At 60.3% G+C, this 23,725-nt stretch carries 25 protein-coding genes and 6 pseudogenes; 17 read left to right on the forward strand and 14 right to left on the reverse strand.

Features of this window, described 5'->3' with window-relative positions:
• Nucleotides 1-65: 65 nt before the first annotated feature.
• Both AAFG13_RS17390 and AAFG13_RS17395 read right to left on the reverse strand, forming a co-directional pair.
• Entirely contained in the window at nucleotides 66-275 is a 210-nt protein-coding gene (locus AAFG13_RS17390; RefSeq protein ID WP_342712768.1) for a hypothetical protein, read from the reverse strand.
• 442 nt (nucleotides 276-717) lie between these two features.
• Entirely contained in the window at nucleotides 718-1,899 is a 1,182-nt protein-coding gene (locus AAFG13_RS17395; protein ID WP_342712769.1) for a CoA-binding protein, read from the reverse strand.
• Nucleotides 1,900-2,327: 428 nt separating this feature from the next.
• Between AAFG13_RS17395 and AAFG13_RS17400 the strand changes: the two genes are divergently transcribed.
• A complete protein-coding gene (locus tag AAFG13_RS17400; protein ID WP_342712770.1) occupies nucleotides 2,328-2,576 on the forward strand; it encodes a hypothetical protein in 249 nt (82 codons plus the stop codon).
• A gap of 377 nt (nucleotides 2,577-2,953) precedes the next feature.
• Here AAFG13_RS17400 and AAFG13_RS17405 read toward each other — a convergent pair whose 3' ends face one another.
• Complete coding sequence (locus tag AAFG13_RS17405) at nucleotides 2,954-3,280, reverse strand: hypothetical protein (protein WP_342712771.1); 327 nt, start codon at nucleotides 3,278-3,280, stop codon at nucleotides 2,954-2,956.
• 636 nt (nucleotides 3,281-3,916) lie between these two features.
• Between AAFG13_RS17405 and AAFG13_RS17410 the strand changes: the two are divergent.
• Both AAFG13_RS17410 and AAFG13_RS17415 read left to right on the forward strand, forming a co-directional pair.
• Nucleotides 3,917-4,248, forward strand: a pseudogene (locus AAFG13_RS17410) (PIN domain-containing protein).
• A 264-nt stretch (nucleotides 4,249-4,512) separates the two neighbouring features.
• On the forward strand, nucleotides 4,513-5,094 hold the full coding sequence (locus AAFG13_RS17415; protein WP_342712772.1) for an HAD hydrolase-like protein: 582 nt from the start codon (nucleotides 4,513-4,515) through the stop codon (nucleotides 5,092-5,094).
• 730 nt (nucleotides 5,095-5,824) lie between these two features.
• On the opposite strand, the gene AAFG13_RS17420 is transcribed toward AAFG13_RS17415, so the two are convergent.
• From AAFG13_RS17420 to AAFG13_RS17435, 4 genes are read right to left on the reverse strand one after another with little or no spacing between them, the layout of a single operon-like run.
• Nucleotides 5,825-6,553: a hypothetical protein gene (locus AAFG13_RS17420; protein ID WP_342712773.1), complete on the reverse strand. Its 729-nt coding sequence runs from the start codon at nucleotides 6,551-6,553 to the stop codon at nucleotides 5,825-5,827.
• Nucleotides 6,550-6,945: a phage holin family protein gene (locus AAFG13_RS17425; RefSeq protein ID WP_342712774.1), complete on the reverse strand. Its 396-nt coding sequence runs from the start codon at nucleotides 6,943-6,945 to the stop codon at nucleotides 6,550-6,552. Before AAFG13_RS17425 ends, AAFG13_RS17420 begins: the two co-directional genes overlap by 4 nt.
• Nucleotides 6,942-7,481: a hypothetical protein gene (locus tag AAFG13_RS17430; RefSeq protein WP_342712775.1), complete on the reverse strand. Its 540-nt coding sequence runs from the start codon at nucleotides 7,479-7,481 to the stop codon at nucleotides 6,942-6,944. The genes AAFG13_RS17425 and AAFG13_RS17430 overlap by 4 nt, the downstream gene beginning before the upstream one ends.
• Nucleotides 7,478-8,320, reverse strand: a complete 843-nt coding sequence (locus AAFG13_RS17435; protein ID WP_342712776.1) for a DUF3618 domain-containing protein — start codon at nucleotides 8,318-8,320, stop codon at nucleotides 7,478-7,480. Before AAFG13_RS17435 ends, AAFG13_RS17430 begins: the two co-directional genes overlap by 4 nt.
• 835 nt (nucleotides 8,321-9,155) lie before the next feature.
• Here AAFG13_RS17435 and AAFG13_RS17440 point away from each other — a divergent pair.
• The gene (locus AAFG13_RS17440; RefSeq protein ID WP_342712777.1) at nucleotides 9,156-10,079 is read left to right on the forward strand and encodes a YihY/virulence factor BrkB family protein; all 924 of its coding nucleotides are present in this window, start codon (nucleotides 9,156-9,158) and stop codon (nucleotides 10,077-10,079) included.
• Between the two features lie 184 nt (nucleotides 10,080-10,263).
• On the opposite strand, the pseudogene AAFG13_RS17445 reads toward AAFG13_RS17440, so the two are convergent.
• Nucleotides 10,264-10,507, reverse strand: a pseudogene (locus AAFG13_RS17445) (hypothetical protein).
• Between the two features lie 895 nt (nucleotides 10,508-11,402).
• Between AAFG13_RS17445 and AAFG13_RS17450 the strand changes: the two are divergent.
• From AAFG13_RS17450 to AAFG13_RS17465, 4 genes are all read left to right on the forward strand, one after another.
• On the forward strand, nucleotides 11,403-11,531 hold the full coding sequence (locus AAFG13_RS17450; RefSeq protein WP_342712778.1) for a hypothetical protein: 129 nt from the start codon (nucleotides 11,403-11,405) through the stop codon (nucleotides 11,529-11,531).
• An 81-nt stretch (nucleotides 11,532-11,612) separates the two neighbouring features.
• Complete coding sequence (locus tag AAFG13_RS17455) at nucleotides 11,613-11,975, forward strand: PRC-barrel domain-containing protein (protein ID WP_092126131.1); 363 nt, start codon at nucleotides 11,613-11,615, stop codon at nucleotides 11,973-11,975.
• 676 nt (nucleotides 11,976-12,651) lie between these two features.
• Nucleotides 12,652-12,864 carry a hypothetical protein gene (locus AAFG13_RS17460; RefSeq protein ID WP_342712779.1) on the forward strand — a complete coding sequence of 71 codons (213 nt, stop codon included), beginning with the start codon at nucleotides 12,652-12,654 and terminating at the stop codon, nucleotides 12,862-12,864.
• A 384-nt stretch (nucleotides 12,865-13,248) separates the two neighbouring features.
• Nucleotides 13,249-13,530, forward strand: coding sequence for a hypothetical protein (locus tag AAFG13_RS17465; protein WP_342712780.1), 282 nt, complete (start codon nucleotides 13,249-13,251; stop codon nucleotides 13,528-13,530).
• Between the two features lie 193 nt (nucleotides 13,531-13,723).
• On the opposite strand, the pseudogene AAFG13_RS17470 reads toward AAFG13_RS17465, so the two are convergent.
• Nucleotides 13,724-14,091 (reverse strand): annotated as a pseudogene (locus AAFG13_RS17470) (DNA ligase); the annotation flags it as partial.
• 266 nt (nucleotides 14,092-14,357) lie between these two features.
• On the opposite strand from AAFG13_RS17470, the gene AAFG13_RS17475 reads away from it, so the two are divergent.
• The 5 genes and pseudogenes from AAFG13_RS17475 to AAFG13_RS17495 all read left to right on the forward strand — a co-directional run bounded on the left by AAFG13_RS17475 (nucleotide 14,358) and on the right by AAFG13_RS17495 (nucleotide 17,027).
• Nucleotides 14,358-14,693: a nuclear transport factor 2 family protein gene (locus tag AAFG13_RS17475; RefSeq protein ID WP_342712781.1), complete on the forward strand. Its 336-nt coding sequence runs from the start codon at nucleotides 14,358-14,360 to the stop codon at nucleotides 14,691-14,693.
• 811 nt (nucleotides 14,694-15,504) lie between these two features.
• Nucleotides 15,505-15,904 (forward strand): annotated as a pseudogene (locus AAFG13_RS17480) (hypothetical protein).
• Nucleotides 15,901-16,359 carry a hypothetical protein gene (locus AAFG13_RS17485; protein ID WP_342712782.1) on the forward strand — a complete coding sequence of 153 codons (459 nt, stop codon included), beginning with the start codon at nucleotides 15,901-15,903 and terminating at the stop codon, nucleotides 16,357-16,359. Before AAFG13_RS17480 ends, AAFG13_RS17485 begins: the two are co-directional and overlap by 4 nt.
• The gene (locus AAFG13_RS17490) at nucleotides 16,356-16,622 is read left to right on the forward strand and encodes a hypothetical protein (protein WP_342712783.1); all 267 of its coding nucleotides are present in this window, start codon (nucleotides 16,356-16,358) and stop codon (nucleotides 16,620-16,622) included. Before AAFG13_RS17485 ends, AAFG13_RS17490 begins: the two co-directional genes overlap by 4 nt.
• 189 nt (nucleotides 16,623-16,811) lie before the next feature.
• Nucleotides 16,812-17,027, forward strand: coding sequence for a hypothetical protein (locus AAFG13_RS17495; protein ID WP_342712784.1), 216 nt, complete (start codon nucleotides 16,812-16,814; stop codon nucleotides 17,025-17,027).
• Between the two features lie 742 nt (nucleotides 17,028-17,769).
• On the opposite strand, the gene AAFG13_RS17500 is transcribed toward AAFG13_RS17495, so the two are convergent.
• Nucleotides 17,770-18,141, reverse strand: a complete 372-nt coding sequence (locus AAFG13_RS17500; protein ID WP_342712785.1) for a hypothetical protein — start codon at nucleotides 18,139-18,141, stop codon at nucleotides 17,770-17,772.
• Between the two features lie 85 nt (nucleotides 18,142-18,226).
• On the opposite strand from AAFG13_RS17500, the gene AAFG13_RS17505 reads away from it, so the two are divergent.
• Nucleotides 18,227-18,415, forward strand: coding sequence for a hypothetical protein (locus AAFG13_RS17505; protein WP_342712786.1), 189 nt, complete (start codon nucleotides 18,227-18,229; stop codon nucleotides 18,413-18,415).
• Between the two features lie 1,064 nt (nucleotides 18,416-19,479).
• Here AAFG13_RS17505 and AAFG13_RS17510 read toward each other — a convergent pair.
• The 3 genes and pseudogenes from AAFG13_RS17510 to AAFG13_RS17520 all read right to left on the reverse strand — a co-directional run bounded on the left by AAFG13_RS17510 (nucleotide 19,480) and on the right by AAFG13_RS17520 (nucleotide 21,539).
• A pseudogene (locus tag AAFG13_RS17510) lies at nucleotides 19,480-20,037 on the reverse strand (BamA/TamA family outer membrane protein).
• Between the two features lie 171 nt (nucleotides 20,038-20,208).
• Nucleotides 20,209-20,754: a PRC-barrel domain-containing protein gene (locus AAFG13_RS17515; protein WP_092117866.1), complete on the reverse strand. Its 546-nt coding sequence runs from the start codon at nucleotides 20,752-20,754 to the stop codon at nucleotides 20,209-20,211.
• A 152-nt stretch (nucleotides 20,755-20,906) separates the two neighbouring features.
• On the reverse strand, nucleotides 20,907-21,539 hold the full coding sequence (locus AAFG13_RS17520) for a hypothetical protein (protein ID WP_342712787.1): 633 nt from the start codon (nucleotides 21,537-21,539) through the stop codon (nucleotides 20,907-20,909).
• Between the two features lie 382 nt (nucleotides 21,540-21,921).
• On the opposite strand from AAFG13_RS17520, the gene AAFG13_RS17525 reads away from it, so the two are divergent.
• Both AAFG13_RS17525 and AAFG13_RS17530 read left to right on the forward strand, forming a co-directional pair.
• Nucleotides 21,922-22,782 carry an SDR family oxidoreductase gene (locus AAFG13_RS17525; protein ID WP_342713352.1) on the forward strand — a complete coding sequence of 287 codons (861 nt, stop codon included), beginning with the start codon at nucleotides 21,922-21,924 and terminating at the stop codon, nucleotides 22,780-22,782.
• The gene (locus AAFG13_RS17530) at nucleotides 22,782-23,165 is read left to right on the forward strand and encodes a hypothetical protein (protein WP_342712788.1); all 384 of its coding nucleotides are present in this window, start codon (nucleotides 22,782-22,784) and stop codon (nucleotides 23,163-23,165) included. The genes AAFG13_RS17525 and AAFG13_RS17530 overlap by 1 nt, the downstream gene beginning before the upstream one ends.
• Before the next feature lie 103 nt (nucleotides 23,166-23,268).
• Here AAFG13_RS17530 and AAFG13_RS17535 read toward each other — a convergent pair.
• A pseudogene (locus AAFG13_RS17535) lies at nucleotides 23,269-23,508 on the reverse strand (transposase); the annotation flags it as partial.
• 36 nt (nucleotides 23,509-23,544) lie between these two features.
• Here AAFG13_RS17535 and AAFG13_RS17540 point away from each other — a divergent pair.
• Nucleotides 23,545-23,688: a hypothetical protein gene (locus AAFG13_RS17540; protein ID WP_171947784.1), complete on the forward strand. Its 144-nt coding sequence runs from the start codon at nucleotides 23,545-23,547 to the stop codon at nucleotides 23,686-23,688.
• The last annotated feature ends 37 nt before the right edge of the window (nucleotides 23,689-23,725 follow it).

Genomic DNA, 23,725 nt, shown 5'->3' on the forward strand with positions numbered 1-23,725 from the left:
AGGCAACAACGTCGTGAGTGACGGGACGTTCCTGAATGTGGAACCCGCTGAAAGGCCACCTTACCTCAATGAGTGGTCGCCGCCGGTATCGAGCCGATCACGCGCATATCCTCACTGCGAATAGTCACGGCGCGCCCGGTCTCTCGTGCTATCTTCCGGGCGACTCTCATTGCGGCATCCTCATTTGTGTATTCGAGCACGATGATGCTCCCTTTCCCCGAGAACGCGGCCGGGTTCGATACATCGAGGACAATCAAAGGCGGCTTCTGGATCATTGCAGTGTGTGCGTAAGTTTATCCTAGAAAACGCCAAGCCATGCTAACGTTCAACGCGACAAACGACACCGCGGCGCCGCCGACAAAGGCGGTCTCGACGCCATCGAATTCATCCGGGTTTTCCGACATCGTCGTGCTCCTAGATTGGAGCGCGTGGCTCGGGAGACATCAGCCACTCGGTCAAATGAGCGGTGGTCTCATTATGCCGCGCCTTTCTTAGCAATGCTTCCCGCTCTCGGCATGGGGGAAGCTGTCTAGCTTGTTGGCGCAGCTCTCTAGCTTCCTGGGTAAGACGTTCTTCAAGCGGGACAGTCTGAGCAACCCTGCGCCGTCGTCGCTTCATGACACCTACCTCGTCTTATGGGTCTTAGCCGTAGGTATGGATTCACGAATCTTAATATGTCGATGGTGGCCGATCAGTTCCAAAGTGAACGTGGAGAGATTACGATTTAGGGGACATCCACGCATGGCCCAGAACCTCGGCAATCCCTGTGCTCTGTAAGTAAGAATGAATATGTCCTATCGAAATGAGCGCCTCTGAGCTCGCGGCGGTCATGTCGAGAGGATTGCTGGGGGTCGCGAAAGAAGGCAACACAGCGGCGAGTTTCGCTTTCGTTTCGGCCGAGATGTCAGAAAGCGGCATTCCCATGCGTTCAGCGCTGTCAGCGATCATGACGCTCACCGCGCCGCTGTGGCTCATGGCAACGGTACGGCCCTTTCGGATCAGATGATCCTTCAGATAGAGCGGCACCGTACGAATCAGTCCGTTCATGTCGTGGGCACGCCAGATCCCGTGGCGAGCAAGAAACGCGTTCACCGCGACGTCGTCGCCGACGATGGCGCCGGTGTGAGAGGACGCTGCGGCGGCGCCGATCTTGCTGGCACCGCTCTTTAGCGCGATGATGTACGCGCCGCGCTGCCTCGCGGTAGCGGCAGCAGAAGCAAGCCGCTCCGGATCAGTCAAAGATTCCAGATAGACCAAAATAAGTTTGATCTGCTCGTCGCGCGCAAGTTCCTCTGCGATCGTGCTGGCGCTGATGTCGGCGTCGTTACCGGTCGCAACGATGTAACGCACGCCGTAGCCGGCCTTCCGCAGCAGCGCGTAGGGCATTACGCTCGCCGCGCCGCTTTGGCTAATCACGGCGACGGGACCATCCTGCGGATCGATTTCCATGAACATCGTGCTGAAATTCAAGATGGCGCCATTGGAGAAGTTGGCCGTCCCTTGGGCGTTGGGACCGACCAGGCGCATATTCTTGGCCTGAGCCACCTTCACCAGCTCGGCTTCGATGCCTTTTCCTTCCTCTCCCAACTCGCCGAAGCCCGACGCCATGATGACTACCGCGCCGACGCCGCGGTCAGCGCAAAGCCTTACTTGGTCGAGCACGGACTCGCTTCCGACGGCGATGATCGCCGCGTCCGGCGAGGTCTTGAGCGATTCGATGCTGTCGTACGCGTCGATCCCTTGGATTTGCTTGCGCGCGGGATTGATCGGCAGAATCCGGCCCTGGTAGCCGAACTTCTTCATATAGTGGATCGGGCGTCCACCGACCTTGTTCGGATTGTCGGACGCGCCGATGACGGCGATGCTTTTCGGGTGGAAGAGGGACTCCAGAATGGTCATTCACTCACCGATTTGCGGGCGCGGACGGCCGGCGGTCGTTAACTGTCGGTGTAGTCTAGATGTCTGGGAGCCATCCGATAGCTGTATGGCGTGCGATACGTGATATCGAGGATTGTTATGGCCTTTTCGATGGCCGGCGATCGCCGGGGTTAGCGTGCTCGGGCGGGATTCCTCTCGCGTTGCTCTCGTCAGGTGCCTCGGCGTCGCCGACGCATTCTAGAAATGGGTTTGCTCGCCGCCGTGGAAGTGAAACCGGTCATCCAAAGGGAGATCCGAACAATGCGGCACTTCGTCGGGATCGAAGTTCGCCAATTGGTCTCGCATGTACGCCGGATGCGCACCCTCTGTCGAAGCCGCCAGAGGCTGCTCGCCGACGGTCTCTGCGATGTTTGCGGATCGACCGTTCCTTTCGAAGTCTCGAAACCGGCATGCACCTCGTCCTGCCCCTCGAAAGCGAAGCCGACGACCAAGCGCTGTCCAATCTCTGCGCCCAGCAGAAGCTGGTTCTGAGACCGCTGTCGCCCTACTACCTCGGAAGACGTCGCCGGAAAGGATTGCTGTTCGGCTTTTCGGCCTTCAGCACGGAGGAGATCATCCAGGGTCTACACCGCCTCGCGACGCTCCGTCGCGAGATCTCCCCGTTCATTCCCAACGTAGTGGAAAGATCCTCGCAATGATGCCTCTACGTCGGCCGGGCCGCCCGCTCGGAACGCAGCATCGGGTGCAGCTATTCCTTTTTACCGCGGGAAACTCCGCCTGACTGATAAGGTTTGTGCAATTTCCTTATCAGTTAGACTTGGCGCTGCATCAAATGCGCCAGTTACTCGAAGCCACTTAATGGGCAATCCATTTGCTCGTAAAATTGTGCCTAAAGGCTTATCAGTCACGTCTTGGCCTGGCGGCTCCCACTGCATAACTGAGGCGGGAGCTTACGCCTTGAATCTGCCGACGGATCATTAGAGAAGCGAACCTTCTCGTGGGCAGCTGAATTTGTCTCGAACTCCCGCTGGTCGAGACCGAGCAGCGGGTTGGCCTTTGCCGCAGCGATGTAGAGCTAGGCCTTCGAACCCAGGGTCTTCAATACAGCCAGGCATTCGGATGTCATCGCCTTCATAATATCGCGAACAGGCCGTTCAGCCTTGATGCTCCCAACAATTTGCCCTGACATGTAACCCATGTAATCCACTGCGTTGGCCCGTTCGAGCCGTTTAAGCGCGGGTGCCACGAGTAACTTTTGTGCTGCGAGCGGCAGTGGCTCTGGCGCGTCGGGCGCGTCCCATGCGTCTGTCCATTTGCTTCGCAAACCACGCAGCGGCTTTCCGGTGTCGTACTTGCGCTGGATCGCGTCTTGCGAGCGCGCCGCGATGAACCGCTTGCGCATATCCGGAGACAGCTCGCTCTCCCAAGTGACTATCGACCGCATCACGTTCCCTACGGCTCGGTTACCAATCGGTTCGCAAAGAGTATCGATGCTTCAGCCTTTTGGAAGTCGTGCTGACAGCGTGTTGGACACTGTCAAGATCGGCACCGTCCCGGACGTTTGCTGTCAGCGTCCACTTGGTGTCACCGGCGCTTCCTGTTTCGTCAACCTCGAGTTCGACGGAGACAACGTATTCGCCACCGGGGAAAGCGCGAATCTCCCTTAGCGCGATTAGCTCTAAGTCCTTTGCTGAGATGAAAGTCGTGACCACCGCAGGCTCCAGCCGAAGCTCGTCCAGTCTCAGTTCAAAAACTGGGAAGCGACTGTCCGGTTCCTCGCCTGCACCAATCGTGCGGAGGCGCGGTAAAAAGGGCGCAAATACCCCTCAGACCCTACCGCGTATGGAAGGTTCGGGGGCTTAAGCGAGGTACTGGGAGCAAAACGATCCCCCTTTGCTAGATTCGAAAATGCGGAAAGCTCCGTTCGTCTGGACGTGGCCACCAACATAGGGGTTCGAATGGAACGCCACGAATTGCACACTCAAAGCTCTCGATATTTTCAAGTAGCGACGGCGCGCGGGTCGCTTTCGATCATGCGATGAGAGCTCGTTTGCCCGCCTTAGCTCATCGAGAGGCGCTCTCCGGCGTCACCATCTCCGAACTATTGTTCGGTATCGGCGCGCTAGCGCGTGGCAAGCGCGAGGACAGGCTGACAGCTGCGCTCGACGGCGTACCACGACCCGCATCCTGCCTGCCGCCGCGGCGCGGCGCGCCGTCAAGGCGCGCGCGGCCGGAAAAGGCTTCGCCAAGCCCGATGGCTACATCGCCGCGATCGCCGCGGCGCACGGGTTTGCCGTGGCATCGCGCGACACGAGTGCGTTCAGCGCTGCCGGTCTGACGATAATCGATCCCTGGACCATGACCAGCTGATAGGGTGTCGAGCGGGCGCGTCACAGAACAAGCTGCACCAGCCCGTCGCCGTAGGCATCGCGAGCGTGACGGGATCACCGTCGAGGCCGGCCACGATCCTCGATCTGCTGAACAAACCGTCCCATTCCGCTAAGGCGGCCGGGGCCTCCTGGACGGCGAAGCACCCGACGACGCCGTCAGCCGAGCCTACTACTCGGCCTTCAATACGGCCCGTGCGCCAACTGCCTCCAGGCTGCCTACAGGAAGCGCTCAAAATGCGCGGCCATGCCCTTTTCATACGAAACCTTTCAGCTCTATTCGGGCCTTAATGGCGATGAGACACTGAAGCTTGTTACGCCGTCGTTCAAGGAAGACGAGCGAAAGCAAATGCTCAAGGATGCTGGGAAATACTACGAGCAAACCTATCTTCCCTTGGTCCGGCCCTTCGAGGGCGTGCGCGCGCTTTTCACCGCAATCAAGCAATCGGGTGGCGCCATCGCCTTCGCAACGGACTGCAAAGGAGCGCCGCTGAAGGTCTATCGCGGCCTCCTCGGCGTCGACGACCTTGTCGATTATATCGCTTGCGGCGATGATATTCCCAAGGGCAAGCCCGATCCCGCGGTGATTGATCTCGCAGTCAAAGAGCTTGGCCTCCCTGCCGGGCGTTGCGTGATGACCGGCGATACGCCTTACGATTGCGCCGCTGCGGCCGCCGGAGGCGTGACCGCGATGGGTCTTTTGAGCGGCGGTTTCGCGCGCGACGCGCTGCTCGAAGCAGGCGCCATTGATGTTCTGGAACAAATCGCAGAGCTTGAGGGGCTCTTCTTCGACGAGGAAAAGGACCCTCACGAAAGAAGACATTTCTGACTGCGGAGTGAGCGTGTGCGCCCGTCGGCCTTTAAGGCCACGATTTATGTCGTGGGATACGCGGCGCGTGGTCGTGTTCGATGGTAAGCCGCATTCGGCCCGAGAGCCAGCTTCTATCGTTTGGCGGGAGGGCCGCTCTTGTTTCCAGGGAGCCCCTTTACGTTTGCTGGATCCTGTTCCTGCACTGGCAGGTTCGACCCCACAGTACCCTGCTTGGCCGCTGGACCGCTTTTGCCTCCGGGCGCCCCGCTGATTCCGGCCCCCGAATTCTGAGCGCTCGGTGACGAGGTCGCGCTGGATGGCGTACTGGCATGCGGGGGCTCTCCGGGTGGATGGGCAGAAGCCCCGGGCCGTTCCTGGTCGCCTACATAACCGGAGGCGCCGGAGTTATTCGTCTTAACACCCTTGTCGGCCTCTTCTTGCATACTCTGACCGGGTGCAGGCGTCTGGGCCGTTGCTGGGGCCAGTGCTGCGACGCTAATGATCACCGCTGGAATCAAATATGCCTTCATGGCTTCCTCCTCGGCTTGCGTACCAATACATCCGGTATCTCAACATCTCATTCGAGCGAAACTTAACGCTGAGAAGCTTGCTGCAAGAGGCCCTGAGTGCGAGGAGAGCAGCTCGGATGGATAGTGCACTGCGTTCGCGTCTCTTGGGCTGGACATTGCCGCACGGCCTTAGGCGCCAAATTCTATATCCCGAAAGAAGCTTCCACACGTGGCGTAGGCTATCGCTCGCTCAGATTTTCGCGAACTGCATTCATCCCGCTTTTGCCGACCTCTTGCAACCGTTCTAGAGTTTCCGCTCCCATGTCACTGGCTTCGGCCCTGAGCGTATCAGAGGCTTCGCGCATGCTCTGCGACACCGCTCCGGCTCGCGTTTTCATGTCAGCTTTAACACCGTCGCTGAACTCGCCAACCCATTCGTTCTCGAGATCGGACGCACTGAGCGCGCTCCCGAGAGCCGCTCCCACCGCAACGCCCATTGCACCAAGCAGAAGCGGTTGTCTTTCGAGCAGATCCGAAAGAGAGGACTGCACCTGCGCAATGGTTTCCCTTTGGGGCAACTTATCACCGACCTTACCGAAGCTTTCCTGCGCATAGGCGACGCCCTTATCTAGTCGATCCTTGATCGTACCTGCTGCGTTTGACACGGCATCGGACGCCGCGCTCCCAGCGTCGCGGAGCGTATCGCTGAGGGGCTGTGATGATCCGACGTCCATCTCGGAGGCCGTCGGAGGACTGTTGGTGAATTTTGGCGTCGGCCGGGCATCAGGCGCGTCGGTACCGGCTTTCGGCCAAACCGCCTCGCTTACCGAGCTAGCCGCGCTCTTCACTCTCGCGTTGCCGATTAACAGCCAAAGGGCGCCACCCCCAATGAGAATGCCGGCAAGTGGATTTTCGCGCACCGCTTCGCGCAAATTGTCAAGAAAGCCGCCGCTTTGTGTGCTGCTCATCGCGCCATTTCCTTTACGGTGTTCTTGTCCTTCTCGAGCTGGCGGATCGTTTCGCGGGGCGCCAGATTGCGCGCGTCCAGCCGGTTCATGCCGACCGCAAACAACACGCCAGCGATGACCGCGGCCACGACTGCTGAGACAAGATAGGAGATCGGCGGTGACCAGCCGGCCGCGATTAAGGCGGCGGACAGCGCGAAAAGCGCCATGACAAGCGCCGGGATGACCAAGATCGCGCCTGCGGCGAAGAAGCCTACCGCATGACTAACCTGCCGGATCTTCTCGTCGAGCTCGGCCTTGGCGAGATCGACCTCGTTCTGGAAGAGCTTGGCGAACTGCGAGAGGGCGTCGCCGAGCAGGGCCGAGATCGTCCGAATATCCGATTGCGTAGTCATGACGCGTCCTCGCTTCGTGAGGACGAAGACTCTTTCCCCGAAGCCTTTAGGAAACGGACAGCGGCGAAGCCGGCGAGCACGGACAGTCCAAGAAAAGCGGCGGGCTGCCGCCTGGCGAAATCGGTTGCCCCTTCAACGAGATCGCGGAAAGTGCCCTCGCGAACCTTTCCGGCGGCGCCTTGCACATAGTCGGCGGCGGAATTTATCCCGCGCGCAGCAAAGGGAGCGTCGGTCTCGAAAGCATGGGCGGCTTGGCGGATGTTGCCAGCAAACCGGCTTACGAAATCCGCCCCCGAGCGCTGTTGCGCCTCGGCCTTGTCGCGGAAGCGATCAGCGGCTCCTTCGGCCACCTCCATGGCCTGGTCGGCAGCCTCCTTGAACTTGTCGCGTGCGAGGTCGGTTGAGGCTCTAAGCGCATCGCCTGCGCGTTGCCTTACCTCCGCGCCAGCATCGGCCACCTGGTCCCTCAGGTTCGAGGCGGTCGAGCCTTGGCTTTGAGAAGAGCCTTTCTGGGTATAAGGGTCGAAGTCGGTCATGACGGTCTCTCTTCCGTTCGCGAAGGATCAAATGCCGCTGTCACGATGTCGTCGGCCGCTTCCTTCAGTTTGTCGGACATATCCTGTGTCATGCGGGTGGCATGTTTGCCGAGATCCGCATCCGATACGCTTTTCTTGGCAGCATCGGCTGCCGACAACATTGCTTCTTTGGCAGTCTCAAACCCGGACTGGGCGGCTTTGCTTGCGGCATGCTTCAGGTTATCGCTTGCCTTGCCGATCGCGGCAGCTTCGGCCTTGGTATCGGGAAGGGAAGCCGCGATAATCGCGCCGATCCCAATCCCGAGGCCGCTGATCAGTGCGGCGTTCTCATGGAACACCTGACGGACGGTTTCCGGCGCAGCAGTGGCCTTGTCACGCGTGGTTGAGCGAGCCCGCTCGAGTCCGTCTTTGGCCGCTTCGGACGCAGCATCGAAGCCGGCTTTCACCTTGCCGCTTGTCTGGGTCGCCCGGTCCTTCAGGTCGCTTACGAGATCGGTCGCCTTTGCTTGGGCTTCGCTCGCGAGTTCCGCGGCGTGTCGCCCGGTCGCGGCCACCGTAGCTGCCGCGTCCTCGTTGAAGGACTGCATCCGCCCGGCGGCTTCGCCGGCCATTGCTCTGGTCCTTTCTACCGCCGGGGCTGCCACTTCCGCGGCGCGGGTACGCACAGTCTTCGAACTCAGGGCAACGCCGGCCACAATCATCAGGAGGGGCAGCGGAAAGCCGCGTGCCAGCCGCAGCGCAGGAACCGCGACGGCGGTCCCGGCAGCAAGCGCCTGCATCGGGTTATCCATCGCTTGTTGCTTCAGCGTATCGAGCCAGCTTTGTGTCTTGCGGCTCACGAACTCGGACACCTCCGACTTGATGCCTTGGCGAGACCTTGTAGCGGAGGTCTTCTGCGGTGTCAGTTATCTGCTCTCTTAGCCGATCAACGGTCGCCGCGAGCTGCGCGCGGCTCCGCTCGGACTCTTCTCGCAACTCCTGAACGGATCGCGTCGTCATGGCCATCACCGCCTTAGTGCCTTTATCGCGCTTGTTCAAAAACGAACGCGCCCTCTGAATCGTTCCTCGGTGACCCTGGGGGTCACGTGCCTCTACACTCGTGGCGCCGGACTTCGCCGGCTCGGCGCTGAAAGCACCGCGCCGTCCCATCGGACAAAGCTTTGCGCCGCTCATACAGAGTTTCGATGAGCAGCGTCCCAGCCCGACCCCAATCGGCCCACTCACGGCACCAGCTGCGAGCCTAAAGGGAGACCGATGAGAGGGGCTGGTATGGCGGGTCACCCCGGAGTGGCCGCGCAGCCTATCGCTGGCCGCCTTCCCCACCCCGTACGAGGACGCCTGGAAAGTCGTAACCAGGAGGGACGGAGCGCAGCAGAGGCGATTAGCAAACGTGGTCGTGTCGTGCCGCGGCCGGGGCGCCCGAGACCTGAAGCCAGCCAGGCGACGACCCGGGAAGAATTCGAGGCCGCCATCAGGCTCGACCGACGGACCTATCCGCACAGCACCTCCTTAAACGGCGAGCGAGGTAGGTCAAACACGTCAGCGCGATAGTAATCCAGCGCCCCCGACGTGTTGCGCTCAGCGCCGCGGGAGCCGCGGCCCGGACGGAGCCCGGCCTGATTGGAACAACGCGGGGCCTGCAAGCCTTGAAGTACGTTCAATCAGGACGTGGCCATGGCGGCGACTTGGAGAATTCTCAAGCAGGCCATGAGCGGTTTTCTCGCCCATGAAGCATTAAGCAGGGGCGCCGCTATCGCCTTCTATGTTGTGACTTCACTCGCGCCCGTCCTCCTGATCGTGGTGGCGATTGCCGGCCTCGTATTCGGGGCGGACGCAGTGCGTGGCAGCCTCGTGAAGGAACTGAGTGGACTGTTCGGGCAGCAAGGCGGCGAACTGATCCAAACCATGCTCGCGCGGTCAAGCGACAAATCATCCGGCGCGGCGGCGTCGATTCTGGGTGCGGTGACTGTGATCATCACGGCGTCCGGCGTCTTCAGCGAAATGCAGAGCGGATTGAACCGCGCCTGGGAGGTCAAATCACCCGATCAACCTTGGTCTTCCTTGATCCGCACGCGCGCTGCGAGCCTGGGGCTCGTCGCTGCGCTGGGCTTCCTTCTGATGGTTTCCTTGGCCGCAAGTACGGCCCTCGGCGCGCTCGGCAATTATTTCGGCACGCACGCGGCTTTCGCGCTCCCGTTGCTGTCGCTTTTGAATACCGTCGTCTCGATAGCGCTGTTTACCGCGCTGTTTGCCGCCATCTTCAAGGTGCTGCCGGACGCGCCCATCGCCTGGCGCGACGTCATCGTCGGGGGCTTCGTCACTGCTATCCTGTTCACGATCGGAAAATCGTTGATCGGCTGGTACCTCGGGACGACTGCTGCCAGCTCCGGCTACGGCGCGGCTGGCGCCCTACTCTTGATTCTGCTGTGGGCCTATTATTCCGCGCAAATTCTTTTGTTTGGCGCCGAACTCACGCGCGCCATGGCCGGGCCCACGCCAAAACCCGGCGATCAACAAGAGAATGGGGACGGTCGCCCGAAACCAGCCTTGCTTCAGCTGGACGATCGTGACACTTGGCAGCCGCACCGCTTCATGTAGATTCCGACAGGGTGAGACTGGCGCGGATGTCGAGCGCATAAGTCGCCGCAACCGGGTCACGCGTGCCAAGGAACGGGCGGCACAAGCGACGCAACGCGCCTCCGGTGACGCGGGGCGGGTTCAAGCGAGACACCCGGCACGGAGCCCACCAACCGCCGCCGTACGAAACCGCAGGCCGTCTCAATCACCAGCGATGCCAGTACGCCATCCCCAAGGGTGCGGTCCATAGAACCGGGGGCCGTAATATCCATAGGCGCCGTAAAGTTCGGACGCCAGTGGCAGCGGCCCCATGGATTACAGACCCAGCGCAACTGATCCAGGTTCGCGTTGTCGCCGGCAAGGCGGCCCGCTTCCGGCAACCCGTTCGGCATCGCCCAAGCCGAGTTGGCAACAAGGGTTATGCCTCCGAACAGGGAGAGCCCGATCACAGCTTACTTGAGTTTCATGGCAGCCTCCTTTGTCGGAAGCTACAACTTCGCGCAGTCAGTTTGTTGCACAAACGTGCGGTGGCTTTTCATGTTTGTGAACAAGCCTTAGCGACGCCCGCCTATCACTGCTTCTTCCGCGAGAGCTGATTTTGATGGGTGGATTTCGGGCGGGGGACGATCTCGACCCCGGGGTTCGAGAGGATGACTTCCGCCATCAACCAACGGCCCAGCGATTGCGACCGAGTCTGGATCCGTTTTCCGGCCAGCCTTGGGGGTTTGAACAAAAAAAGCCGGAGGCAGTCAATAATTTCGGCGGGAGGTCGAGGACATTGAGCCCCAGTTGTTCGACGCGGATCAGACTACGGTCAGCGGCGCCGGGTCGGCGCTCGCCGGCTGACGCTTCTTCGAGATATTGAACGGCTCGTTGCAACAACGCTGCGGCAACCGCGTCCTCTCTTGGAGGAGACGGCCATGACTGACGAAGATCGCTACAAGCTGCACGCCACAGTCGAGCAATACTGTGCCTTGCTGGCGGAGACCACTGACCCGATGGGGACGGCTGTTGTTGAGAGACATCCTGGCGGAACTTGAATATGCGGAGAACCAGCTCTCGGCCGGCTCAGTTGACGAAGCTGCGCAAAGCCCACCTTCGCACAAAACGCCCCCGGCGGGTGAAGGCGGGCCCTCGGGCACCGGAGGGTGAGGGACCCACGCGACTGACAACGGCATGGCATACCCCGAAACGCTCCGAATGGATTCCCTGGCTTGTGTTCACTTTTGGCCCGTCTTACGCCAGGCTCTTTGATAAACTCTGCATTGACCCAGTCGATGAGCATAAGCTTTGCCCTGCTTAGCCGGGTTCCGCGGTATTCGCACCTCGACGCGGGCGACCTCGATGAATGATCTCCTTGAGTGCCTGCGACGTGCCATCCTGCAATCGGGTCGTGCCGATCTGATGATTGCCGCGACCGCGTCCTTCCTTGCCTGGATGATCGTGCAGGGTCTTAGGGGCGTGGCCGGCTGAGTAATTTTCCATCGTGCGCGCAATCCAGGAACATCTCGCCTTCGGCACCGTTTGTCCGTTTTCAAAGCAGAGGAGGGCCTCATGGCCACAGAACAACGTGAGACAGGCACCCTGATCGGTAGCGATAAGGTGGAAGGCACGGCCGTTTACGGCGCCGACAATCAAAAGATCGGCTCGATCGAGCGGGTGATGATCGACAAGCTGAGTGGCAAGGTTTCCTATGCGGTGCTGAGCTTCGGCGGCTTCCTCGGCATCGGCGATGATCACTACCCCCTGCCCTGGCAATCGCTGAAGTACGACACAGCACTCGGCGGATACCGGACCAACATCACCCAGCAGCAGCTGGAAGGCGCACCAAAGTACGCCGATGAGACGAGCTGGAATTGGGAGGATACTTCGCGGACACGCGCTGTTAACGACTACTATGGCGTCACGGGTCTCTAGCGAGGCTTCGCGCAATCAGATCGTTGGTATCGTCGAGCCTCGGAAGATGCCACGTCCTAGAAGGAGCCGTTGCCTACCTCCGCACCGCGCATCAATTGCTTGGAACGGCAACATGCGTTCACGTCAAGCTGCTCGCACGGACCGCGTTTGCTTTGCCAACCTTGCTATCGCTCCAAGCGGGGGACGTTCGGCGCAATAATCGGACCAAGCCTTGGACTTTTTGAGAAGTGGCGGCGCGCTGAGGATCTAGGGCGATGACGCCCGAGGTGGCGGCGGCGCTGGCGAGCCTCGAATATGGGTGCACCGACTTTCGGCGCCGGAGGAGGAGACCTTTTTTCGCGGGTTCGACCTCCTCGAGGCGCACGGCGTCCCGGGCCGGCACTGGATGGCCTACATGTCATCGGGTTCGACAAGCGGGAGACGTGGGACCGCATCAATCACCGGTTCGACCGGATGGTCGCGCGCGGGGTCCGCCCCTACCCCATGCCCTTCGGTCAGACGCGCCGCGACCTGAAGCACTTCCATCGTTGGGCGGTGATCACCCCTTCTCGGAATACGACCCGAAGATCGCATCCACCAGGTCTGCGGCACTACGTCGGCAGGGCCATGGCGTCCGGAGCCCAGCGGCGGCTTTTCTGGTTAGGAACGGTCTTCCCCCACGCCGGTTTCAGATATCATGAGTGAGAGTTTGCCGATCCTGATCGAGAATGCAGTCCAGATCGCCTGGGAGTTTCTCGAAGGGTCTGGCGAGATAGTCGACGGTTATGAAACGAGCCAGTTTCTCGTGAACACGATACGGAGAATGGTTTTAGCGGGTGAGCGACGAAAGATCATGCTCGCTAACCGCGCCATCGAAGCTTACCGGAAGCGCACGCCTCAAGCCGCATGATCGATCCCAATTGTCCCATCTGCCATGGTCTGGGCTGGGTGTGCGAGAACTATCCGCACCTCGCTTGGACCGAAAAGCCTACTTGCTGCCAGTGCGGTGCGGGGATGCCCTGCGAGTGCCAGAAATCAAAGGATGTCGACGAAGGCGTTCTTACCCCCGACATCGGCGCTGTTATCTCTCGCGACGAACGTCCGTGAACCTCTTCCCCGATTTTTTGCCAGTCCTGAATTGGCTGCCATTTTACTGCGCTTGGTCAGCGTCTTGGTAAGTGGGTTCTTCAACTCCGGGCGCTTCTCTTCTTCACGGCACCCTTGCGTATCATGGAACTAGTCGCGTCGGCATCGGTTATGCCACCGGTACAATTAGTAATTGCCGGAGGAGCCCATGTTACGCATTTCGTTCGCGCTCTTGCTTGCGCTGCTCGTGTCACCAGTGCTGGCCGATGACAAGGGGGTCGATCCCTCTGCCCTGCAAGCCTGCAAGCCTATCGGACAGTCTGCCAAAGGTGAGCTCATCTACGGCATGGACTGCGCAGCGCTCAAGCCGGAGAACAAGGTCGAGGTCCTGCCGAACATGCCTCCTACCAACATGAAGGACACCGTGATCCCAAAGTCTGGTGGGGCACAAAATCCAGAAAACACGCCCACAACAGGCGAAGTGAAATAGGTGTGCCGCCTATGCGCCACGTTGAAGGCGGCTGGAAGATTATGCGACGGAGTGCGGAGGAGGAACGGAAGCTCCTCGAAATCAGAAAGCAGGGTAAAACCTTGCGTGAGATCGCGCAGAGGCTCGGGCGCACCGAAGCAACATGTGAAGGCAGACTCCGCAAGTTCACTGCGGCTCGTCTGATGGCGAAGCTCTAGCCTTTGAAATCATCTCGCAAGCCCCTGAAGAAAGGGGGCCGGAGCTTGCCCTCCGCGGACTTCGCTCGGTACTCGACCTCAGCAAGCAGCTCGGGCTCAATCCAGATGCCCGTGTAGGCGATGCGACGAGTGTAAGGCTGGGTTTTGCGGATCAACGGCGTGAGTTTCTCGCGAAGATCAGCGGCCGACGCCTTGTCGAACCCGTGATCCACCTTTCCCGCGTAAATCAGCTCGTCGCCCTTTCGACGATGTAGATGCCGTCCCACTTCGTGCCGTCGAGCGAGAAGCCCGCGATGGTCAGCGTCTCCCGCTGTGCACACGTCACCTTGACCCAATCACGACTATGTCCGGTCGGATATCGGCTACCCACGCGTCGTTAAGCGTCAGAATTCATCCGTTCGGATTGAATTTTGGTCCTAACATCCAGCGAGAAATGAATTCCCTATGCCATGAACGAAAGCGCTGCATCAGGCCACCCGGCGGGAAATGTAGCCGACGGTCAGTGGTCGGCGGTCGGCGTGGCTGTTAGGGAACCGAAACAAAAAGTCAGACTGAGAGGTCCTTATTCAGTAGGCTCCCCTCCTGGACGCGTTCTAACCTCGTCTTTTATTCGGCACGTAGGTGAGGAATATGTCCTTTGACCCGATGGCCGCTGCGGTTGATTGGCTGGATGCCTACCGCGCTGGCGAGCTTGAAGAAATCCTTGGCATGTATGCCGATGATGCTGTGATCTACTGCGATTGTGGAGGCCACAAGACGCTGACCGGTAGGGAAGCGATCCGCGCTTACTGGATCGACAGCCTTAAGCGTTATCCGGCCTTCGCACTGGACAACCTGAAGCCAAAATGCAACGAAATCATGATTTCGTATATAACCACCAACGGCTTAGTCTGCGCGATTCTAACTTTCACTGCATCGGGGCAGATTAAAACTGTTAGCTGCGGTCCCGCGAATTGCGCGGTTTAATTTTTCGCAGAGTTCCTCAGCGCCCGCAGGGTTTGCAGTAGCTCCGCTTCTAGGTCGCGGATGTGCTCAGCCGTGGGGCCCTCAATATACTCTTTCGCGAGTTCGCGGCAGCGCAGAAGCTTCCGTTCGATCGCCGCCACATTCCTTAGATTCTCGTCCATATTGCTTTAGACGCGACATCTGCGCGATTGTTCAGTTAAATCCGCTCTGAACGGGCGCAGCGGCTTGAATCATGACGCCTCAGCGGCAAGACATTACGGCCTCAGCGTGGGGAAAACGCTGAGGCCGTGTGCTTCCTATGCTGTCGTTGTCCGCCCGTTGCCACTAAAAGACGGACTTCTGGGTCTAAACAATTTCGTTCAATCAAAGGCCGAGCGCCCAGTCGCCACATCATCGATGTCAGGTCAGGTTCCCAAATCACATATGTGAATCACTAATCCTTTATTGCCACTTTTTCCCGGGTTCTTCATTTCATTTTCCTAAGTTCCGGTTCGCCTGCATCAGCGTTTTTGCGCGCGATTGAAGACCTTGCCGGAAATGCCGCCGCTCGCCATGCAGCACGCTCGCCGCTGTAAGAGCGAACGGCTCCCATTGAAGGCCGAAGGCGAGGACCACCGGTCCATGGGACTTTACAACCAACCGGCCTAATCATTGCTCCAGTACACATACGCTTGACCAACGTCTTGCCTTCGATCCTTTGCGACACTCAATTCCTAGCGGCTCCCCGACCATCCGATTCAGGCAGATGACTAGGTGCGTCATGGCTTCGTAGCACCACCCCACACCTCTCTCCGGCGGCGACCGCAAGGCGCTGACGAAAGAACTGGCGCGCGCCCGCGCGGTGACGACCATCCTCGCCATCCGCTCGGCCGAGAAGCGCGCGGCCGGCGAAGCCCTGATCCGCGATGGCCGACGACCTCCTGTGCCGGAGCTGGAACGAGAGGATGTGGGCCGATGGCGGTCCGATCGATCCATCGCCCTCGATCGACCAGGCCGTCAACGCTGGTCATCCGTGGCTCAAGATTAAGTGCTCGCGGTGCAAGACGCCTCGCGCAGTTGACCTCGCCGCGCTTCCCCACCATGTCGCCACGACATTCGTTCACGACCTCGCTGGCCGGCTGCGGTGCCAGAAGTGCCGCAAGGCAGGAAAGCGCCCGGCCGCCGAGCTGCTGCAGCTTTGGCAACGCTCGCCAATTGGAGATGAGAGGTGACGGAGCTGACGCGCCGGCGCGACAAGGAGTTGGCTCGGGAGAAATGGAACATCTTCCACGGCGACGTATGCATCGGCGCGATCGGGCTGCGAGCCGGTGTGCCGAACCACGCCGATCAATGGGAATGGAAGTGCGGCTTCCATCCTGGTTGCGACAGGACGACCGGCGGACCGACCGGGACCTTTGAGCAGGCTCGCGCGGCGTTCGAGGCCAAATGGCAGCAGCTGCTGCCGACCCTGACCGAGGCAGACTTCCAGGCCTGCCGAGACCAGCGCGACTGGACCGAGCGCAAGCAGGCGATGTGGGAACGCGGCGAGAAACTGCCTTCTCAACAGCCGTCGTCGCTAATGCGCTGTCCCTGCGGCGCGATGTTTGATAGCCACCGGCCGGCCGAGAGCCACGTGCACCGCCAGCACATCTATGCCGCTCAGAAGAGAGATGGAATTCGCCGATGAAACTGAAGGAAGAGCGGCCATGGGCCGACCCCGAGAAAGCTGCCCGCAGGATCATGGAGCACGCCAAGGCATTCGTGCCGATCCAGGACGGCAGGATCTACATCGAGAAGATCAACTATCCCTTCATCGACAAGGACGGCGCGTCGCCGGCCGAGTATGGCGCAGGCCTCAAATATTGTCTCGACCATGGTTGGTTGACCCGTCACGAGAGCGGCACCTACGTGAAGATCCTGGAGCCTGGCAGCGCGCTCTTCGCCCCATGAAAAAGGGGCCGCCTAACGCCAGCGGCCCCTCCCGGAAAATGAAAACTGATCTTGATGAAATTGCCCGGTATCAAGACGTTAGCGTGCTTTGCCTCAAACGCAGATTCACCGTTTTCGCGCTTGACGAGCTAGAATCAACTTCTAAATGGGTCCCGTATTCTACCCGCGAGAATTGCAGGGAATCTCTCGATGAAAGAAATGCAAACGCACTTGGAGAAGCTTCGTGTCGAGGCGGAAGAGTGTGAGCTGATCAGCAAGCTGGCGACGAATACGATCAAGAAGGAATTGTTCGCCAAGCTGGCGGCACAGCACCGCACACTAGCCGATGACGTCGAGCGCACCATGAAGGACATAGGAACTTTGCGTTCTCTCCCGGATTACAGCCCCGTTCCCGTAAGGAACTAGACGAGGGAAAGGGTCATAATGGGCCAAATTCGACGCCGGGTCGTCCCCACGAATTCACTTGAAGCGCGGCTTGTAGAGCGAGCTAAAGAGTTACGCGAACAGGCCGCCGCACTCGCCCCAGGTATCGAGAAAGAGGCCCTGTTGAAGCTGGCTCAGCAAGCTGAAGCTGGCGCTAGCATGACTGGATGGCTGCGCGGTCCCGCGTTTCAGTCCTCAACATGAACCGATCAGCGAAGCCAAGTGCCGCGCTAAAGCTGGCAGCCGGTGCGTCTGTTTTGCTCGCCCTGCTGCTCATGGGTTTTATTTTTACTGCGTTCTAACGCGCGCTTCGGTGTCGCTGCGGTGCGCGCCGGCCGACACGAGAACAAGCTGCGCGACGAGGACGAAACATCAGTGCTTGACGTGAATGTCGACGAAGTTGGTCACGACCCAGCCGACGCCGCCGCTCAGACCGACAGCGACCCAATAGAGCCAACGGCTGGCATTGCGCACGCCGGTCGCCTGCACTTGGACATTCTGGACGGCTTGGACGTCGGCTTCATGTCGGCGATGTCCTTGGTCGCCGTCGCGACCTGCGCGCCCATCGCGGTCATGTCGGCCCGCAGGTCGTCAACTATGCGCAGGCCGAGCTTATTGAAGCCGGCGGCGTCACGGTTAAAGGCGATCGAAAGAATGACGCCTCGCCTTTGCCATCCGGCGAGAGCTCGTCGAAACCAGGCCGCAGCCGCCGACAGATCGCCAGTTAGCGCGGCACGTCATGGCTTGAGAACATCTCGAGCGCGACGGCCCACGGGATATCGACGACCCCGCGCAGCTTGCGCGCCCGCCCGGCCGCGGCCGGCCCCGTGACGCCACAGCACCTCACCAGCGCCTTGAGCATCACGTCCGGGATCTTGCCGGACCATTCGGCCAGGAACTGCTGCCACGTCGTCTGGCCGACGTCATAGCCGCAGCCGATCGTGACGCCGGACTGTTCCCCGGGCCACGTCGGCCAGCGCAGACGCTTTGAATACCAGGCCTCGCTGGTTACCTCCGCCGAGACGATCAGGTCGAAGGCCGCACGCGAGATCCCGTGCAAATCGGTAGCGCTCGCAGAAGCCACTGCGTTGGTCATCTTGATAGTCCTTTTTGTGGAAGGAGTGGAGGAACGCCTCTGCGGAGCCGTCGTTAGCGGGAAAAGCCAAGCCCGAAAGAAAGCGATGACGCCGAAGGAATGCAGAGACCGCGCCGAGCACTGCCGGCAGGCCAAAGCGACGATCGAGGACGACTTCACGCGGCGCTATCTGGCGGCCTTGGAGCAGAGCTACCGCGTCCTGGCCAATACCCAGGAAGCCGTGCGGCAAGCGTTAAAGGACTGGTCCGACCATAACGATCAAACAAAACAATAGCTTGCGCGCAAGAGCCTTTCAGGCAACAGGCGGATGTCGCAAATTAGCCCGACTCTCAACAAGCTCACAGCTGTCCGTCCATGTCAGAATGCATCTTTGAACCGCGCGACATAATCGGGGCTCCCGTAGACCCACATAGGCTCGTCGCATTGGCTTGGGCCGTGGTCGGTCATACAAGCAGCGCTCCAAGGCGGAGCCGCGACCTCGCGCCCCACGGTTTCGAATGCCTGAGGGGGAATGTCGCCTTCGCGCGCTTGCGCCTGGCCTTCGTGCGTTCGCGCTTGAATGGTGGCCGGCGTAGCTAGTGGGGCGACGAGTAGCAGTGCTGCCAGAAGATAGTTCGTCCTCATCGTTCGGTCCTCGTTTGCGAATGGCTCGTCTCTCTTCGTCGTCAACACGAAATTTTCGTGGCGCTCGAAATCGGATCATCGAGTTACTGCCTGCGGTAATCAGAAAATCGCGACAGTCCATGGGACGACCACTAAATTTGCTTTTAAACCACTTAACGCCAACAGCCGTGACGAAAGCTGCTGCGCTGCCGTATCGCGAGCCCGCGCACGCGAGGCGCCAGCTCGTGGCAGCGTTCACGATCAGTCAATTTGTTTGAAGCCAACGAGTACCCACAGAATACGCAGACTAGCACTCAATTTTTGTTGGCTCTGCCGGATTGCGGATTTACATCGAGCCACGACATCGAGCAACCAATTAGGCACAACATAAGATCCACGTTCGTGGCAACGTTCTGCTCGCGATTGTAACGTGATCATCGCAGTCGTCGACGTGGCTGGCATCCTCGACAAGGTGGGCCCGGCCAATGAATCGCAGGGCAGCCGGCAGAGGATCACGGCTTCGGCATTGTCGAGGGCTAGCGCTTTCATCACATGGCGGAGGCCCCCATGAGAGGACCACTGCTTGGCACCAATCCCGCTATCAATCGTGAAGATGCGAAGGTCGATAAAATGATAAACTCGATCTGCCGGAGCTGCTGATCCCTGCGGAAATGTCGGCTCACCATTGACGGCCGCCAATCAGTTTACGCATTTGACCAAGGCGCGAGGCCGCATTCAATTCCCGTCAGAATCCTCCAGCAGTGAAGCCAAAGCGCTGAACCACGTCATAGGCGCCCTTTGTGACCGGCACGGCATAGTTCGCTGTAAGCCAGCCGAATGGCGAGGCCAGGTCAGTCCGACGCCGACGGACGAGCGGATGGCATTCTTGTTGGCGACCTGCAACGCGGTTCCGCCGAGCGTGTTCGCGCCGCTATAGCCAAAGACGCTGCCAGGATCGACGAAGGCCGACGCCGTGAGTCCGTATTCGTTGGGCACGCTAGGGATTCCGCTTTGCAGCTGCGCCGTCGTCGCTACCGCCGACATTGTCCATCGTGGTGCCGGGCGTTAGGTCGCGCGGACCGAAGCGTTGGTCGCAAATCCGCGGACCATGATAGGCCCGCCGAAGAAACTGTTCATCAGCGGCACCTGCTGTCCGCCCCAACCGGTGATGTAGCCGCCTTGGGCGCGGACCAGGCCGGCGACGTCACTGCTGAGCGACTGGTAGTAGCGCACGTCCTGAGCGGTCCGCAGGAATTTGACATCGCCGCCGAGGCCGGCAAGATCCTGGATCATCACCGGACGCGCCCGTAATCAGTCCGAGGCCCAGGACCCCGAGCAGCCGCGGCTTGCTCGATCCGACCGCCGGGCCATGCCAAGTTACCGGGTTGTTCGATTTCGGAGTCCATGGTTGTCTCAATTGAGCTGCCGCCTCGATATGCATTTACCGAGGCGGCAGAAGCCGGTTCAGTATTTGAACTGCGGCATGGCCTTCAATTGGTCCTTGGTCGCGTTGTAGATGGCGTGGTCGGGATACCAATATCCGTTGGCCTTACGATCCTCCGCCGTCGTCGTCGCCGCGCCCGTGGTCGTGGCCGTACCGCTCGCGGCAGTGCGGGCCGTGCCATCGGCGTTCGTCGCCGGACGGTTCGTCGTGGACGTCGTGGTGCTTGCGGTCGTCGACCGGGGCGGTTCGTTCGACCACCTCAGCTTGTCGTAGGCGACGGCCACGTAGTGTTCGCCCATGCCGAGGAAGCCGCCGACGCCCAGGACCACGTTCTCGACCTTGCCGGACTTGTCCAGGATGACATCATTGATGTCGCCGATCTTTTCATTGGCGTCGTTGTAGACGTTGACGCCGACAAGCTTGGAAGCCCGCCATTCCCCTTCCTTGTGCGATGAGGCGGCGGCGATGCTGTCGGTTGCGGCGGTCTTGGTAGAGGGGGTTTGGGCCGATGCCGTGCACGTGAACAATGCCGTGGTCAGCAAGGCGGCGGCGAGATACTTGGTCATGTGTCCTCCATTCGTTTCAGTGGTTGATATTTAAGCTTGAGCAATCCGTCCCGCTCAGTGGTTCAGCAGCATGATGAGAATGATCAGCGGAATCGGAATTCCCACGAGCCAAAGCAAAATCGGCATGGTGTCTCTCCTTTCGTTTTCGAGGGTTAGCGGTTGATCGCGGGGGTGTACGCCTTCTTGCCCCAGGTGCCGTCGCGAAGTCCGCCACCCTCGGTGGCCGCGAGCGACGCCGAGAACGCGCCGATAAAAAGGGACAGCGTCAGCCAGATCGCGGTCTGCATCGCCGCCTTGCGTGCTGCGTCCAGATCGGCCTTCACCTGGGTGATGACGTCGTTGACGCGCTTCTCGGCGTCGGCCTGGCTCAACCCTGTGCGGGCAGAGACGACCTTGGCCACGTAGGCGCGGTCGGCGGGATTAAGATCGCTGTCGTTGTGGAAGCTGGTCGCAAACAGGCGGACCATCTCGCCACGCGTGTCGGACGGGCTCTGTTGACCTTGAGCCGACGGATTGTCCGAGCGGAGCAGCGTGTCGACATAGCCGTTCATCGGCGAGGATTGAGCAGCGTTGGCCGCGCCCTGCGTGGCGCCGACGAGCGTTCCGCCCACCAGCGAACTTGCCGGAGAGGCAAGCAGAACAGCGCCGAGGACGGAAGCGGCTGCCCAAGCCAGAAAGCCGTGCGCGGTATCGCGAAAGTGCACTTCCGTTGTCTGGACGCCGACCCACTTGGTCCGGAGACGGCCGGCAAGATAGCCACCGATGGCTGACGAGATCATCGCCATTACGATGAAGTACAGCCCCGTACCGATCTTGAACGTCGACGCGGAAACACGGGAACTGCCCCAGGGCGAAACAACCGAAAATCCCATACCGGCGCCGAATGACAAAAGCACCAGCGTCAGAGCGAGAGATGCCACCGCACCCGCCAAGACGGCGGCCCAGGACACCCCGGGCACTGACGGTTCAACCAAACCCACCTGCGCGTTCTGTCTAAAACTTTGTTCCATTCAATCCTCCCAGCAGCCGAAGTGGCTGCCCACAAAATTCCCAGATGGAACGAAGGTTCCCGTATGGAAACTTATCGATGAGAGATCGCATCTTTCCGGAGGGAGGAACCGTGGGCCTCCCCAATCATTCCGTATCGATCATCGGAGAGAAGCGCGAATGACGCCCGACTATCCCAAGCCACCATTCCCTGCCCAGAAGCAGCCGACGCCGGGCTCAACCGACGCCATGCAGCCGCGTCCGGATCACGGCGAGACAAGTTACAAGGGTTCGGGCAAGCTGAAGGGGATGAAGGCCGTCATCACCGGTGGGGACAGCGGCATAGGCCGCGCAGTCGCGATCGCGTTTGCACGCGAAGGCGCAGACGTCCTGATCGCGTTTCTCAACGAGACCGAAGAAGCCACCGAGGTCAAGAAACTCATCGAGAAAGAAGGCCGGAAGGCCGTGCTGATGCCCGGCGACCTGCAGGACGCCAAGCATTGCCGAGAAGTCATCAAGAAGGCAGTGGACGGTCTCGGCGGCCTCGACATCCTCGTCAACAATGCTGCCCACCAGGCCACGTTCAGGGACATCGGCGACATATCGGACGAGGAATGGGAGAAGACCTTCCGGACCAACATCCATTCGATGTTCTACCTGACAAAGGCGGCCGTGCCGCACATGAAGCCCGGGAGCGCCATCATCAACACCGCGTCCGTCAACTCGGACATGCCGAACCCGATGCTCCTGGCTTACGCGACCACCAAGGGCGCGATCCAGAATTTCACCGGCGGCCTTGCGCAGATGCTCGCAGAAAAGGGCATTCGCGCCAATGCCGTGGCTCCGGGTCCGATCTGGACCCCCTTGATCCCATCGACGATGCCCGATGACGCCGTGAAGAACTTCGGCAAGCAGGTGCCGATGAAACGGCCCGGCCAGCCTGCCGAACTCGCGACGGCCTATGTCATGCTGGCAGACCCCCTGTCGAGCTACACGTCCGGAACGACGATCGCCGTGACCGGCGGCAAGCCGTTCATCTGATGGCCGGCCTCAAGCATCCCGTGACGCCCGACGGCCGGTATTTCGTCGTCCGCGGCAAACTTTGGCGGCTGGCCAATCCGGGTTTGTCGGCGGCGGTACGGTCTGCGCTGGTGCGCGAACTGATGGCTGCGCGCAGCGCCGTCAGGTCGGCCAAGCTCTCGAAGGACGTTACCGCCGAAGCTGCAGCACATCACGCGGTCGACATCGCCAAACGGAAGCTCGGCGAGCGCGGTCCCGTGTGGTGGACGGACGGGGCGCCCGATCTGAACAGGCATATGATCAAGAACACGCCGTACGCCTCCTGGTATTCAGGCCTGAGGACGGCTGGCCGGCGTGAGCAGCGGACTCAATCTGTCGACATGGATGGCGGACAAATGCCGTAGCCGGGCTGCGACCGACAAACCGACGATCGACAACTTGCCGGGATTACGATCAATCCAGGTCATTTGGCCGCCGTCATCGGTGCGGAGGAGGTTCAGCGTGCTAGAACTCTTCGCCAGTGAAGAACTGGAAATACGCGTCGTGGACCCAGCGCTCGCACACCCGCTCATCGGACAGGCCATAAATGTGCTTGAGCAGCAGCAGCCCCATCATGAAGCGGGTCGCAATCCCCGGTCGACCGTTCTCGCTATAGGGCGGCGCGATCTCGCCGTCGATCCAGTCCCAATCGACCTTGCCGGCGAGCTGAACCAGCTCGTGCTTCATATCCCTGCTGATCCTCGCCATTCCAACAAGCCTGGTCGAGCCTTCAGGCTCATCGCGATGGCAGTGGCCGGCGAAGGCCATTGGATCACCGGCACCGTCATGATGATCGCCGCCTACGGCTGCAGCCTCTTGTTCGTCGAACGCCTGTTTCGAATCGTGCGGCCCAAATTATTGAGCCTGCCGTGGTTTGCGCGGCTGTGAAATGGGCCCTGCTCGAAGGCGGTTGGACTTTTTCTGC

Source organism: Bradyrhizobium sp. B124, assembly GCF_038967635.1.
GTDB lineage: Bacteria > Pseudomonadota > Alphaproteobacteria > Rhizobiales > Xanthobacteraceae > Bradyrhizobium.